Raw genomic sequence first — 13,384 nt, 5'->3', positions numbered from 1 at the left:
AATGGTAAAAAGGAGGAAACATCCGGATGGGGAGGTCGATGATAAGGTGCAGAAGCTCGCGCTTATCTCGGTTATCCTGCTGGCTCTGCTGGCGATGGTGCTCGCGGCGTGCAGCGGGAAGGCGGCCGATGGGACGGGCGGGCTGCCGACGAGCCTGCCCATGATCGAAGACGTCCAGTCGCTTGCCTTGTTCGATCAGGAAGGCCGCCTCGTCGCGGAGCATCGGGACTCTGCCGACTTGAACGAGCTGTTAGAGGGAATGAAGGCTGCGAGCCCTTCGTATATTGGAGATCCCGAGCAAAGCGGCACGCTCTACGAGCTCGTGGCTACCGGAGGGAAGACGTCTCGCACGTATTCCGTCAACGATCTGCGGGCGACGAATTCCCGGGATGTCAGCGTTAAACTTTACGCGGAGGATGGGGAGCGCTCCTCGGCTTGGACGCTGAACAGCGAATGGATCGATCGGCTGCTCGACCCCGTCTCGGACGAAGAGGAGCCCGAGCTTCAGGCGATCGTGGATGAGAACGACGACAGCGTGACGCTCGTAGCCAATCGCGATATCGACCGGCAATCGCTGGAGGAAGCCGTCCGGTCCGCGCTCTCGATCCGAACGGACGAGTCGGAAGTGTCTGCGGAGCTTGCGGAATATACGGAATTTACCCTCAAGGTGACGGACTCGCGCCGGGCTATCCTGCTTCTCCCCAATCTGCCGCAGGGGGCGGCTGCCCGGTTCACGCTGGAGGGCGCGAAGACCGCCGAAGGGGAGCCCTTCCGCATCGTCTCGTCGCAGGGCGGCGTTGAGATCGTTGTCCGCCAGGGCCTCGCGTGGAGCGGGCTTCGCTGGGTCGATACGGCAGGACGGACCGTGCGTGAGCATGGCTTCGATTCGGCCGTGCTCATCCAGGTTGCCAATGATGGAGCGAACGACCCGGAGCTGACGATCTACAACAGCCGGGACGGCATCGTGTATCGCTTGAACCCGAATACGGACGAGATCGAGGACGGCGCCGTTCCCGGCCTGGAGGACGACGGGACGGGCTACCGCAGCGACAGCGGCATCGACCGGCTTTATTCGTACCCGGCGCGGGCGGACGATCGTTATCGCTATGCCGCACTGGGGCTGCGAACGGTCAGCCGCGTCGACTCGGCGAAGGGAACGGCGCACCCGATCTACGAGTCGGAGCGCCCGCTCTATGGCATGGCTGCTTCTCCGGACGGCAGTTATATCGCGCTGTTGGCGGCTTCGGACGACTTCCTCGGCTCCTATGCCGATCTTGTCGTGATCGACTCGGAAGGGAAGGGCGTCTCGACGTTTAAGCAAGCCGCGTACATGGGGCACAGCGATGGTTGGCACTTTATCTACCCCATCGACTGGGTGGACGACAAGACGATCTCGGTCCCTCTGGTCGGGAGCTCGGAGCAGCCTTTCGATAGGGGGACGGCGCTGTACGATTATAAGGAAGGCTTCATGTCGAAGGAGGAGAACGCGAAGTTGCCGGAGGACGCTTACGGATTGCTTGAGGAAGCGATCGGCAAGCCGGGCGAAGCGGAGATCCTGAGCGTCCTTCCGAAGCCGAATGACGAACGCTCGCGTTATTATGCGGTAACCGTGGCTGGAGAGGGCAGCTACCTGCTCGATCGGGAAGAGAAGCGGGCGATGCGGATCGGCACCGGGGCTTCGATTCTGTGGACGTCGGGCGGGGAGATCGTCGCCTGGGATTCGACGGAAGGGAAGTCCGTGGAGCTGGCAAGCCTCGGTTGACACGAGAAGCCGGCAGGCCCCGGGATGCGGGCTGATTGTCGCCTCGATTCCACTCGGGGGAGCCTCCTGGCGCTGTTACTCAGACGGACAAGTGTGAAAAGCCACATACAATCGTACCGAAGCAGCCCTAAACGCCGAATGAATGCGAAAAACCACATATAATCGCCCCGAAGCAGCTCCAAGCGCCGAATGAATGCGAAAAACCACATATAATCGCCCCGAAGCAGCTCCAAACGCCAAATGAATGCGAAAAACCACATACAATCGGCGGCTGGAGGGGCTTTGGAGCATGATGAATGTGAAAAATCACATAAAAACGGCGAACGGAGGGGTTTCGGGAAATCGGCGGACCGAGGGGCTTCGGGGACAGAGGGCGTCAATGCGGCGCTTGTCGATGGCGAAGGGGCGTTGAGAGGCGCACAGCCGCAGCCTCCTGCTTGCGATAAGCTTCAGCGCTTCCGAGGGCGCAGCGCGCGCCGGATTGTCGCTTCGAGCAGCGCCCACGGGAGCAGAGCGGAGCCTGGCCGCAGCAGGCGGGCTCCGCGGCCGACGGGGTAGCGCAGCCTGCGGAGCTTGCGGCTGTCCGCGAGGCGGCCGACCAGGTCGGCGACCTGCTGCGGGTCGGGGGCGGTGTCGGCCGTTCGCTTCACGTAGGCGAGCAGAGCGTCCAGCTCTGCCCGATATGGGGACTCCGGCCCCGGACGGGAGTGCATGGCGGACAGGCCCTTGTCCCAGATCGCCGTGCGGAACGAGCCGGGCTCGACAAGCGCCACGCCGATGCCGTATCTCGCGACCTCGTGGCGGAGGCTCTCGCTGAATCCCTCGACCGCGAACTTGGAGGCGGCATACGGGCCGAAGCCGGGCATTCCCATCAGGCCGCTGACGCTGCCGATCTGAATGATTCGGCCCCCGGCCTGCAGCCGCATGGCGGGCAGGAAGGCGCGGGTGACGGCGACGAGTCCGAAGAAGTTCGTCTCGAGCTGCTCCCGCCAGGCTTCCGTCGGAACCTCCTCGATGAAGCCGCCCACGGCCGTCCCGGCGTTGTTGACCAGAACGTCGAGACGGCCGCCGCAGCGGGCCAGAACGGCTTGCGCAGCCGCCGCGACGGATGCCGGGTCCGTGACGTCCAGCCGCACGATCTCGATCTGCGGCCGCAAGCCCTCTTGCTCCGCCAGCCGCAGCAGCTCCGTCCCCTTCTCGGGGCTCCTCATGGATGCGGCGACCCGATAGCCTCTCCGCGCCAGCTCAAGGGCGATCAGCAGGCCGAAGCCGCTCGATGCTCCCGTGACCAGCGCCGTCTTGCCTCTATTCATCCGCTTATCCTCCTCTCACGTCCTCACGGTTGGTCTGCCCAGAGCTCGACGTTGACATCGACCAGAGATTGCGCCTTCTCGGGATAGTCGGTAATGAGGCCGTCGATCTCGAACTTCAGCACCTCCCGCATGTCCCGCTTCTCGTTGACTGTCCACACCCACACCTCGCGGCCGGCTTTGTGCGCCCGGTTAACGAACGCTTCGGTCAGCATGACCTGCTCGATCGTATAGAAGTCGACGTCGAGAGCCGTCAAGTCTCCCAACGCAAAGTACAGGATGCGTCCGATCTTGAGCTCCGGATCGATCTCGCGAATGCGGGAGAGCGACGCGGCGTCGAACGATTGGATGCGCACGTCCTGCTCGATCTCGGCCTCCTTGACGAGGCGAACGACCTCCTCGGCCAATTCATCGCTCGTGCCGTACGGCTTCAGGTCGAGAAGCAGCTTGATGTGCCCTTTGGCCGTGGCCAACACTTCGGCGAGGGAAGGGATGCGGACCGTGTTGCCCTCCGGGTCGAGGCCGATGGACAACTGCTCCAGCTCCGCATAGGTCAGGTCGACAACCCGGGAGGATACGCCGGCCATTCGCCGAAGATCCGAATCATGGCTGAGCACCGCCACTCCGTCCTTCGTCAGTTGAATGTCCAACTCGGCCACCTGAACGTCCTTCTCGATCGCCGCGACCAAGGCGGGCAGCGAATTCTCCGGCAGATCCGGCGAATCCGCCCGATGCGCGGCGATCAAGACGTTCCACTTCGCGTAGACAAGGCTGTCGCTGGCCCGGAAGCCGACGATCGCGGTCAGCGCGATGTAGAGAGCGGCGACGGCGATATAGAGAGCCTTCTTGCGCTGCAAGCCCTTCAGCCAGCGCGAGACGCGAAGCTCGAGACGGCCGAGACGGCTGCGGTTGACCTTCAGCCGATCCTGCGCCTTCCTCCCATCGGTGCGTCCGAAGCTGTAGAAAAGCCGGGTCAACACAAACATGTTGATCGGAAGGAGAAGGAGCGCGAGCAAGTACGTCAGCAGGGTGGACAAGGTCAGCGAGTAAGGCTGGGAGACAAGGGCGAGCACGTCCAGGTTCAGCCAGGCGGGCAGATAGCTGAGCGCCGACAGAGCCGAGGAGCCGGCGGCCAGAACGACGATATTGAAGACGAGCAGCCAGAAGAACAACTGCAAGCGATGCCCCTTCGTCAAGGCGAGGCTGCTGCGAATCGCTCGCCGGATCGGCATATCCTCCAGCAAGATAAAGTGCAGCACGAAGATCCAGCGAAGCAGCGTATACAGCGCACCGATCAGAAGCAGCACGTACACGAACGTCAGCGTATATGAGGCTCCAAGAACCCGGTGGTTCAGGAAGATCGGCACGTTAAAGAGTGCGTAGAAGGACGCCGACATCGGAGAGTCGATGAACGGGATCAGGAGAACCAGCAGGAACAACAGTTGGAAAATCCCGAATCCGATCAGCCGGGGCGTCTTCCTCAGAGCTGTCGCGAATGCGTCCACGATGGCGATGTCCTTGCCGAAGTAGCGCTGCTGGACCAGTGCGATCAGCACGAACAATTCGATCAGGACGGCGAACGAGGCGACGAATCCGATCAGGAAGAGACCGATCATGCCTTCGTAGCTGAGCCCGAGCCGGTAAACCTCCCCGTTGAGCAGCGAGCCGGAACCGATAACCCGGAGAATCCGGTTGAACACATAAGTGATGATCGGAATAATGATGGCGCTGGTGATCAGCATGTAGAGAAACTCAAAGAACAATACTTTGGCGGCCGCGGCGCGGAATTCGCGCAAGCTCCGTTCAATCAGTTTAAGCATCGTATATCATCCTAATTCAGCATAGCGAGTCTTCTCCGATTATAGCCGATAGCGGATGTTTTCGCCGCAAGTTGACGGATATTTTCGGCAATAACTTGTATTAGGGTTTCCCGAACCCGCGTGGTATAATGAGGCCATTATTGCGGTGCGCGGACAAGGCGCCATGGAGGTGGAAGCGAATGGAGCAATGGATCGATGCGGTTCACTTGTTGTTCTCGTTCGGGCTTATCTACTCCATGGCGCTTCTGCCGTTCTCGTTCCTCTCCTCGCAGAGCAGGAGTTGGAGCCATTCGGCTGCCGCCCCGGTCGACGCTGCGTACACGCCCATCCGGGCGGCTCCGCAGACGAATATCCAACGGTGGATCGCGCGAACGGTGCGGCGCAAGGAAGCGCCGGACGATGATGCGGATTGCCATGCCCTCCTTGAAGCGAAGCTTACTTCAATTCATAGGGAGGGCAACATTCATCGTGTCAATCGAGACAACCGCAACGAACCCCCGCAGACGGGCCAGACGGATTCTTGCGCTGGCGGTCCTGGCCGTGCTGACGCTTATGCTCGCAGGCTGCTCGCCGTCCGCCCAGGCGAACCCGATCGATTCGGATACGCCGGGGCTTTTTAACCACTACTTGATCTATCCGTTCTCGGTGTGCATTCAAGCCATCGCGAACCTGTTCCACGGCGATTACGGGCTGTCGATCGTGCTTATGACGTTCCTGATCCGGCTCGCGATCATGCCGCTTATGATGAACCAGATGAAGAAGCAGGCGGCTATGCGGGAGAAGATGGCCGTTCTTCAGCCGGAGCTGAACGCGCTCAAGGAGAAGTATAAGGATTCGACCGGCGCGGAGGCGAAGCAGAAGCACCAGTCGGAGATGATGCAGCTCTATCAGAAGCATTAGGTCAATCCGCTGAACGTGGGCTGCCTGCCGATGCTGCTTCAGATGCCGATTACGCTCGCGTTCTACTATGCGATTCGCCGCACGCCGGAGATCGCGGCCCACAACTTCCTCTGGTTCAGCCTCGGGAAGCCGGATGTCGTGCTGCCGTTCATCGCCGCGGCCGTCTACTTCGTTCAATTCCGCGTGTCGCAGGCGGCGGCCAAGAAGGTGCAGACAACCCCGGCGCCGCCGCAACTGGCGTTCATCGGTCTGCTGTCCCCGCTGATGATGGGCGTGTTCGCCTTCGCGATGCCGGCTGCGCTTCCGCTCTATTGGGCGGTTGGCGGCACCTTCATCATCGTGCAGACGATTCTGCTTAACAAGCGCTACGTGAAGCCGATCCGGACGGAGACGCAAGGCACTTCCGACTCTGCCGCGCTGGCCAAGTCGTAGTGCATTGGCCATACGTCAATCGCGCAATGCGTCGACCTTCCTGATGAGGAGGGCCGGCGCTTTGTTTTTTTGGGACGATGTGCGGACGGAATCGCGACGGTCGCCCCTATTGGCGGGGCCGGAATTCCGATACGCTGTAACTATAACCGATAACGGGAGGGATGAGCGATGAATCGTCGAATGATTTGGCTGACCGGGCTGTCCGGCGCGGGCAAGACGACGATCGCGGAGGAGCTGGCCAGGCGAATCCCGAACAGCTATGTGCTGGACGGAGATGTTCTGCGGAGAGGAATCAACGGCGATCTCGGCTTCTCGGAGGAAGATCGATTGGAGGTCGGCCGCCGGACGGGAGAGATCGGACGAATTCTGCTGGATGCGGGCCTGAACGTCATCGTTGCCTCGATCTCCCCGTTCCGTGCCGTGCGCAACAGGGTTCGTTCCCTCGTGGGGGACGCCTTCGTCGAAGTGTACGTGCGCTGCTCCCTGGAGGAGTGCGAGCGTCGGGACCCGAAGGGTCTGTACAAGCGCGCCAGAGCGGGAGAGATCCGATCGTTCACCGGGATCGATTCCCCCTATGAGGAGCCGGAGCATCCGCATGTGATCGTCGACACGGACAAGAGCACCCTGGAAGAGTGCGTGGAGGGCATCGTTCGCGTGTGGTCCGGCCGGTCTTCATACTCGTAACGGACGGGTGTGTTGCTATGGGCTATGGGGTGTCGCAACGGGGGCTGTGCGGATTTTATGTGAAAAACCACATTGGCGAGGGGCGGAAACGGGTACTTTGCACGGTTATATGCGAAAAATCGCATTCATGGCGAAATTCCCGGCCCGAAGTGTCGGATATATGCGAAAAACCGCATAAAACGCCGCGGTTGCCTCCAATCCAAGCCGATGAATGTGACAAACCGCATAGATTGGCGCTCGCGAACGGAAGAAAGAGGGGGAGAAGAGGCGGAGGAGGAAGACGGAGGGCAAGCCGGAGCGGAGGAAGGCTGAAGGCAACAAGCCGGAGCGGGGGATATCCCCGCCCGGCTTGCCGCAGAGGCTGCGGGAGCCCAATCTACCGGGCTTCCTGCGCCGTCAGCGCGTATCGGTACAGCCTGACGTCATCGATGAAGCCGTTCATGGTCGAAGAGGAATTGTGGCCGACGGTAAGGGACAGCTTGCTGGAGATGCTGCCCCCGAGCAGCGACGTGTTCTCCGCCGTCAGCACGCCGTCCACGTACAGCCGCAGCCCGGCATCCCGATCCGCGACGGCGACGGCATGATGCCACTGCCCATCCGTATAGGAAGCGGTCGACTGCGCGATGTCGGCGGTGCTGCCGTAGTCGAGCCAGAACCGCAGCGTGCCGTTGCTCTCGATTCGCAGGGCATACGAGGCGTTCGTGTCTCCCTTGTTCAGAATGTATTTGGCCGATCCGACGGTACTCGTCTTGAACCATGCGCTTAAGCTGAAGTCCTGATCGACTCCGAAGTCGTACGATCCGGAGTCCGGGTCGCCCAGCTTGACGAATTGGTTGCCGCCCGTGAATTGGACGGCTCCCCCGGCATGTCCGGCGGCGCTTCGCGAAGCTCCGTTAAGCAGCATGCCGTATTCGTAATCGCTCACGTCGTTCGCCGCAACGATCCCGGCAGCCGTGGCCGGCTCGTCGAAGCTCCAACGGCCGACAAGGCCGCTAAGCCCGAGCGCTTCCCGCTCGTCCAGAGCATAATTGTACAGCTTGACCTCGTCTATGCTGCCCTTCATGGTCGAAGCGGACGGGAAGCCGATGGTGAGCGGGAGGGAATTGGATATGTTGCCGCCGAGCAGCCCCGTCTTCTGTGCGGCAAGCGCTCCGTCGACGTACAGGCGCAAGTCCGCATCCCGATCCGCTGCCGCGAGGACATGATGCCATGCCCCGTCCGCCAGGGAGAAGGAGGATTGAACGGCATCGTAGGTGCTGCCGTAGTCGAGAAGGAACCTCAGCTTGCCGTCCGCTTCGAGACGAAGCCAGTACGCGGCGTTCGTGTCCCCCTTGTTGACGATGTATTGGATGGAGCCGGAATGGCTCGTGCGAATCCAGGCCGAGACGGTAAAGTCCTGCGAGCTGCCGAAGTCGAAGGAGCCGTCGGCCGGACTGCCGAGATCGACGCGGTCGCCGGAGGAAGAGAAGCCGAACGCGGTGCCGAACCGGCCCTCCGAATCGGTCGCGGCGCCGACGATCGCACCGTTGTGCCCGGCACCCGAAGCATCGGAGGCGACGGAGCCCGACGTCTCGTCAAGCGGCCAACTGCCGAGCAGCGAGCGATTCCACCAGATCCGCGAGACGATGGTGCTGTTGGGCAGGAGCGACTTCCATTCGTTGCTCGTCACAATGCTCAGCTCCGGAGAGATGTCCAGCGTGCCGAAGTTGCCGAGCTGGGCCCGATCCGTCGTGTTCGGCATCACGTTGCGTTCGGTATCCTTCTGCAGACGCAGCGTGGCGGGATCGATTCTCGCCATCCAGAGCGGAGCCCGATAGCGGAACAAGTCCGAATTGACTTCATCCTGCCGCGTATAGACGAGGTACAGCCCATCCGGCCGCGTCAGCCAGTGCATCTGCGTGTTCATGCTGCCGGCCACGGAGGTGCCGTCTTCCCAGAGCAGATCGACGGCAGGCTGCCAGACGAGACCGTCCGCGCTCTTGGTCAGACGGTTATTCGTATCGTCTCTGCTGGTCATGAAGTATTGCCCGCCGAACTTCGCGAGAGAAGCCTCGATGCCCGACCGATTGCCGTTCGAGCCGGTATTGGAGACCGTTCCGCTTGCGCTCTTGTACACAAGCGAAGTCCCGTCGAAGGAGGCGGTCACCACCTGCAAGGCGCCCGATCCGGAGATGGAATGGATCGGCCACAGAACGTCGCCCGTCGATTCCTCGATGTAGGGATAGGAGCTTCCGGCATGGCCGTATACCGGCGGCCAGCCGAACAATTGCCAATCGTCGCTCCACGTGCCGGTTGACGGGTCGTAGACGGCGTAGGCGGGATACGTCTGTTTCTTGGCGAAGTTCGCATCGTAGCTCTGGGCCATGCCGAGCAGCAGCACCTTGCCCGATAGCGCGTGATACACGGGCACAGGGTCGATCAGCATCCCATCGTACCCGTTGGGGAGCGTCTTCCAATCGAATTGCGGAATGACGGCGTACGGCGACCAACTATCCCCAAGGTCGGTGCTGATCGTGTAAGCAATGTCGTAGAAGACGTCGGTCAGGTTGTCGTCCGGGTCCTGGGAAGCGGTGCACAGGATCGCCGGGCCTCCGTTATCTCCTTGGTCGGGGATGGAAGCGCACCGGGTATGGGACCACCAGAAATGATTGCTGCCGTCGTTCTCGTAAATCCGAATCGGATCGATCCGATAGTCGGCGGCGGAAGCGGGCCAGGCATGGATCGTTATGAGGCAGACAAACAGGATGCAGGCAACGGCACGATTCAAGGAAGATCAGCTCCTATGCAAGGGATATAAAGCGCTTACATAAGGGATCTTACCAGATCCGATTGCCCTGAACTATTGGACGGAATCTAGATTTGGTAGACGAATTCAATGATTCGGCTGGCCGAACCGTTCCGCTCGGGCCGGAATGGCCCGAAGCCGCCCGAAGCCGCCCGAAGCCGCCCGAAGCCGCCCGAAGCCGCCCGAAGCTGCCGGAAGTTGCCGGAAGTTGCCCGAAGTTGCCCGCTTCCGGGGCGTTCCGCTTCTCAGGCCTGCAGATTCCGGTATTCGGTCGGCGTCATTCCGATTTTCTTCTTGAACAGACGGCTGAAGTACTTCTCGTCCTGGTAGCCGGAGCGGACTGCGACCTCGTACGTCTTGAGGGAAGAGCCGGCGAGCAGGCGCTTGGCCTCGGCCAGCCGAATCTCGGTCAGGTAATCGGACAGATTGACGCCTTCGACCTGCTTAAACAGAAAGCTGAGATAAACAGGGGACAGGAACACCTCCTGGGCGATCGTATCCAGCGTGATATTCCCGCGGTAATGCTCGGCGATGAACAGCTTCGTCTTCTCGACGACCGCATTCTTGCCGACTTTGCGCAGGTCGAGCGTCCGTTCCAGCAGGCCGTTCAGGTAGCTCCGCAGCGACGCGGCCAGTTGCTCCAGCGTCGCCGCCTCGAAGAACTGGGCGATCTGCGACGCCGGCAGCAGCTCGTCGAGAGCCAGCTTCGGGTGCATGACGGACAGCGAGCCGGCGGCCGCGACCATGTGCTGCAAGGCGATCGACTTCGTGACCTGCGCCGGATAATCGCTGCTCTTCAGTTGAGCAACGAAGTCATCGAGCCATTGTTCGAGCTGCTCGATGCTGCCGATCTTGAGCGCGAGCCGCAGCGCCTCGTCCACGGGAGCGGCGTCCGGCGTCTCCAGGTCGGGGGCAAGCTCTCTCTCCCATTCGAGGTCCTCGACGAATACGACCTGGTTGGGCCCGGTGTAATACTTGTATTCCAGCGCCGTCCGCGCCGACTGACAGAGGCTCTTGCCTTCCGTGTTCAAGCTCGAGCCGCGCGCGGAGACGCCGATCATGACCGAATAACGCAGCGTAGTCTGGAGGTTGTCCGCCAGCCGCCTCAGGTCGTCCCGGAACCGGCTCGTGTCGGAGTCGGCAACATGGACAATAAGCACGAATTGATTGTGGCCCGGACAGAGGATAAACTTCTCGTCCCAAGCCTCAAGCGTCTCCTCGGCGATATTCTGCACGGCGAAGTTCATCAATTGCTGATCCTCGTACGAATAGTTCCGCGGGTCGTCCGGCTCCTCCTCCAGCTCGACAAGGACGGCATACACGGGACCGATTCGCAGCGGGATGCCGAGGAACCCGGTCTTCTCCAGGAACAGCTCCTCGTTGAATCGCGCCCCCTCCAGCAGCGAAGACAGGAAGCGGAAGCGAATAAGCGGCAGATGGTCCTTCAACTGGTGCTTAAGCTTCTGTTCCTCCTCCCATTGCTCCTTGACCGACAGGACGACGCCGAGAAGCTGGTCGATATCCGGCGGCTTCAGAAGGTAGTCGAGAGCGCCCAGCTTGATCGCCTGCTGAGCATAGACGAATTCATCGTGTCCGCTCAGAATGACCGACTTCACCGGAAGCTCGCGGGAGGCCAGCTCCTCGAGCAGCTCGAGGCCGGTCAGGCCGGGCATCCGGCAATCGAGCAGCAGCAGGTCCGGCTTGTTCCGTTCGATTCCTTCGAGCGCGTCAAGCCCGTTGTCGGCCGGCGGAAGCCAGGTGAAGCCGTGCTCCTCCCAAGGGATTAGAGCCCGAAGCGCCTCGGGCACGATCGGCTCGTCGTCAATGACCATGATTCTCATAGAGCAGCCTCCATTCTTGATCGTCGCGGATAAGCGGAATGCGCAGCCGAATCCGGGTTCCGGCCCCGGGGGCGCTCTCGATGCGCAGCGAGAATTCGGGACCGAACAGCATCGTCAAGCGCTCGTTGACATTGCGGATTCCGTAGCCGGTGCCGCCGGATGCGGAGGCTCCGGCGGGCGCGGCTTCCGGCGGAGGCCCCTTGCCCGGAAGCGGCTCGTTCAGCAGCGAGGCGGCGAGCTCTGCGCTCATGCCGCAGCCGTTGTCTTCGACGATAAACTCGAGGCGCTGCTCGTCCAATCGGCTCCCGCTCAGCTTGAGAACCCCGGGTCCCTCTTTTTTCCCGTTGAACGCGTGCAGAATGGCATTTTCCACAAGGGGTTGGAGCAGAAGCTTCATGGTATAGAAGGGCAGAAGGTCCGGATCGATGTCGTAGTGGGGAACGAACCGGTTCGGGAAGCGTGCGTGCTGAATCTGGATATACGCCTTCACTTGGCCGAGCTCCTGGCGAATCGTGTAGTAATCCTTGCCCTTGTTGAGGGACAAGCGGAACAGCTCGGTCAACGCATGCGTCACCTTGGCGGTCTTCTCGTCGCCGTTGATCTTGGAGTTGAGGTAAATATAGTCCAGCGTATTGTATAGAAAATGCGGTTCGATCTGCGTCTGCAGCGTCTTGAGCTCAATCATCTTCTGGTTCGTCTGGCTGACGTACACCTTCTGGATGAGGTTGTTCGTCTCGGTGACCATCTCGTTGTACTTATGGGTGAGCAGCCCGATCTCATCGCGGGAAGTGACCTCCACCTTCTGATTGAAGTCGCCGCGTTTAAAGTTGCTCATCGAGCGAAGAAGCTTCTTGACCGGCCTCGTGATGCTTCGGGACAGGAATCCCGAGACAAGCCCGACCAGGGCAAGCAGCGACAGAGACAGAGCCAGCGTGACGTTAAGCACGATCCGATGCTCGCTGCGAATGATCTCCAGGGGGGTCAGGCTGACGATGTTCCAGTCGTAGGGATCGACGACGGCGCTGGCAACCGAATAGCTTCGGCCGCCGATCTCGTATACTTCCGAATGCGTCTTGAGCAGCAATTGCCGCTTCAACGGAAGGTCGTTCGTCAGCGTTCGCTCCAGCTCTTTGTTCTGGGTTTTGCTCGTGACGAGATTAAAGTTATCGTCGAAGATAAAGATGTTCGTCGAGCGGACGATCTCGATATCTTGAATGATGTTGCCGATCGAATCCCGGTTAACGCCCATGAACAGCAGCCCGAGCTTGTTGTCATGGTCGTACAGATCGTTGATGCGGCGGCCGACCATGATCTCGTCGTAGCTGTGGCCGTAGGTGAAGAGAGGGGTGCTGGAGTACGCCCAGAAGGGTTCTCCGTCCCGGGCGGCGACGGCGGTGTAGAGCGGCATCTCGATGAAGTCGTTATAAGAGATCACCTGACGGAAGAACTCGCTGAAATCGCGATAAAGAAAGCCGTTCCTGCCATAGATGACGATAAAGCTGACGTACTTCTTGGCCGTCTTGATGTTATCGAGGTAGGCGAGGGCGGCAGCTTGCTCGACGTTGACCGATTCGGTGTCCGCCTGGCTGAGCAGGCTCTGGAGGCTGACGTTGTTCATGATGTAGGAGGTCATGTCTCCCGCGTCTTCGAGCATCAGCTTGATGTTGTTGCCGATGAGCCGGACCGTCTGAATCTGGTTCTGCTCCGTCTCCTTCTCCAGCGACCCGGTGGCCGCGCGGAACGAGAAGAAGCCGAGCGTTAGAAGCGGGACAAGCACGAGCAGCAGGAAGGAGACGAATAGCTTGGTTTGAAGCTGTCGGAATAGGGGCATCGTTGCGCCTCGCTCTCTC

Annotated in this window: 7 protein-coding genes and 1 pseudogene; 3 read left to right on the top strand and 5 right to left on the bottom strand. The window is 60.8% G+C overall.

The annotated features are described in order from the left end of the window. Positions 1–46 precede the first annotated feature (46 nt). Positions 47–1,762 carry a hypothetical protein gene (locus tag E6C55_RS19670; RefSeq protein WP_136371523.1) on the top strand — a complete coding sequence of 572 codons (1,716 nt, stop codon included), beginning with the start codon at positions 47–49 and terminating at the stop codon, positions 1,760–1,762. Positions 1,763–2,211: 449 nt separating this feature from the next. On the opposite strand, the gene E6C55_RS19665 is transcribed toward E6C55_RS19670, so the two are convergent. Continuing rightward, the gene (locus E6C55_RS19665) at positions 2,212–3,075 is read right to left on the bottom strand and encodes an SDR family oxidoreductase (RefSeq protein WP_136371522.1); all 864 of its coding nucleotides are present in this window, start codon (positions 3,073–3,075) and stop codon (positions 2,212–2,214) included. Positions 3,076–3,098: 23 nt separating this feature from the next. Continuing rightward, on the bottom strand, positions 3,099–4,892 hold the full coding sequence (locus E6C55_RS19660; protein WP_136371521.1) for a glycerophosphodiester phosphodiesterase: 1,794 nt from the start codon (positions 4,890–4,892) through the stop codon (positions 3,099–3,101). Between the two features lie 399 nt (positions 4,893–5,291). Between E6C55_RS19660 and yidC the strand changes: the two are divergent. Beyond that, positions 5,292–6,224, top strand: a pseudogene (gene yidC, locus E6C55_RS34790) (membrane protein insertase YidC). A gap of 168 nt (positions 6,225–6,392) precedes the next feature. Continuing rightward, the gene (cysC, locus tag E6C55_RS19650; RefSeq protein ID WP_136371520.1) at positions 6,393–6,908 is read left to right on the top strand and encodes an adenylyl-sulfate kinase; all 516 of its coding nucleotides are present in this window, start codon (positions 6,393–6,395) and stop codon (positions 6,906–6,908) included. Between the two features lie 376 nt (positions 6,909–7,284). Here cysC and E6C55_RS19645 read toward each other — a convergent pair whose 3' ends face one another. The 3 genes from E6C55_RS19645 to E6C55_RS19635 form a co-directional block, all read right to left on the bottom strand. Next, entirely contained in the window at positions 7,285–9,675 is a 2,391-nt protein-coding gene (locus E6C55_RS19645) for a sialidase family protein (RefSeq protein WP_136371519.1), read from the bottom strand. A gap of 263 nt (positions 9,676–9,938) precedes the next feature. After that, positions 9,939–11,534: a response regulator gene (locus tag E6C55_RS19640; RefSeq protein WP_136371518.1), complete on the bottom strand. Its 1,596-nt coding sequence runs from the start codon at positions 11,532–11,534 to the stop codon at positions 9,939–9,941. After that, entirely contained in the window at positions 11,515–13,365 is a 1,851-nt protein-coding gene (locus E6C55_RS19635) for a cache domain-containing sensor histidine kinase (protein WP_168735759.1), read from the bottom strand. The genes E6C55_RS19640 and E6C55_RS19635 overlap by 20 nt, the downstream gene beginning before the upstream one ends. Between the last annotated feature and the right edge of the window lie 19 nt (positions 13,366–13,384).

Source organism: Cohnella fermenti (assembly GCF_004801405.1).
In the GTDB taxonomy this organism is placed as follows: domain Bacteria; phylum Bacillota; class Bacilli; order Paenibacillales; family Paenibacillaceae; genus Cohnella; species Cohnella fermenti.
The sequence above is the reverse complement of the archived record's forward strand: the minus strand, read 5'-3'. Positions and strand labels throughout refer to the sequence as shown.

Bases quoted from the DNA above. Each gene is read 5' to 3' on its own strand.
- E6C55_RS19665 (WP_136371522.1), bottom strand. From the start codon at position 3,075: ATGAATAGAGGCAAGACGGCGCTGGTCACGGGAGCATCGAGCGGCTTC.
- E6C55_RS19660 (WP_136371521.1), bottom strand. From the start codon at position 4,892: ATGCTTAAACTGATTGAACGGAGCTTGCGCGAATTCCGCGCCGCGGCC.
- cysC (WP_136371520.1), top strand. From the start codon at position 6,393: ATGAATCGTCGAATGATTTGGCTGACCGGGCTGTCCGGCGCGGGCAAG.
- E6C55_RS19640 (WP_136371518.1), bottom strand. From the start codon at position 11,534: ATGAGAATCATGGTCATTGACGACGAGCCGATCGTGCCCGAGGCGCTT.
- E6C55_RS19635 (WP_168735759.1), bottom strand. From the start codon at position 13,365: ATGCCCCTATTCCGACAGCTTCAAACCAAGCTATTCGTCTCCTTCCTG.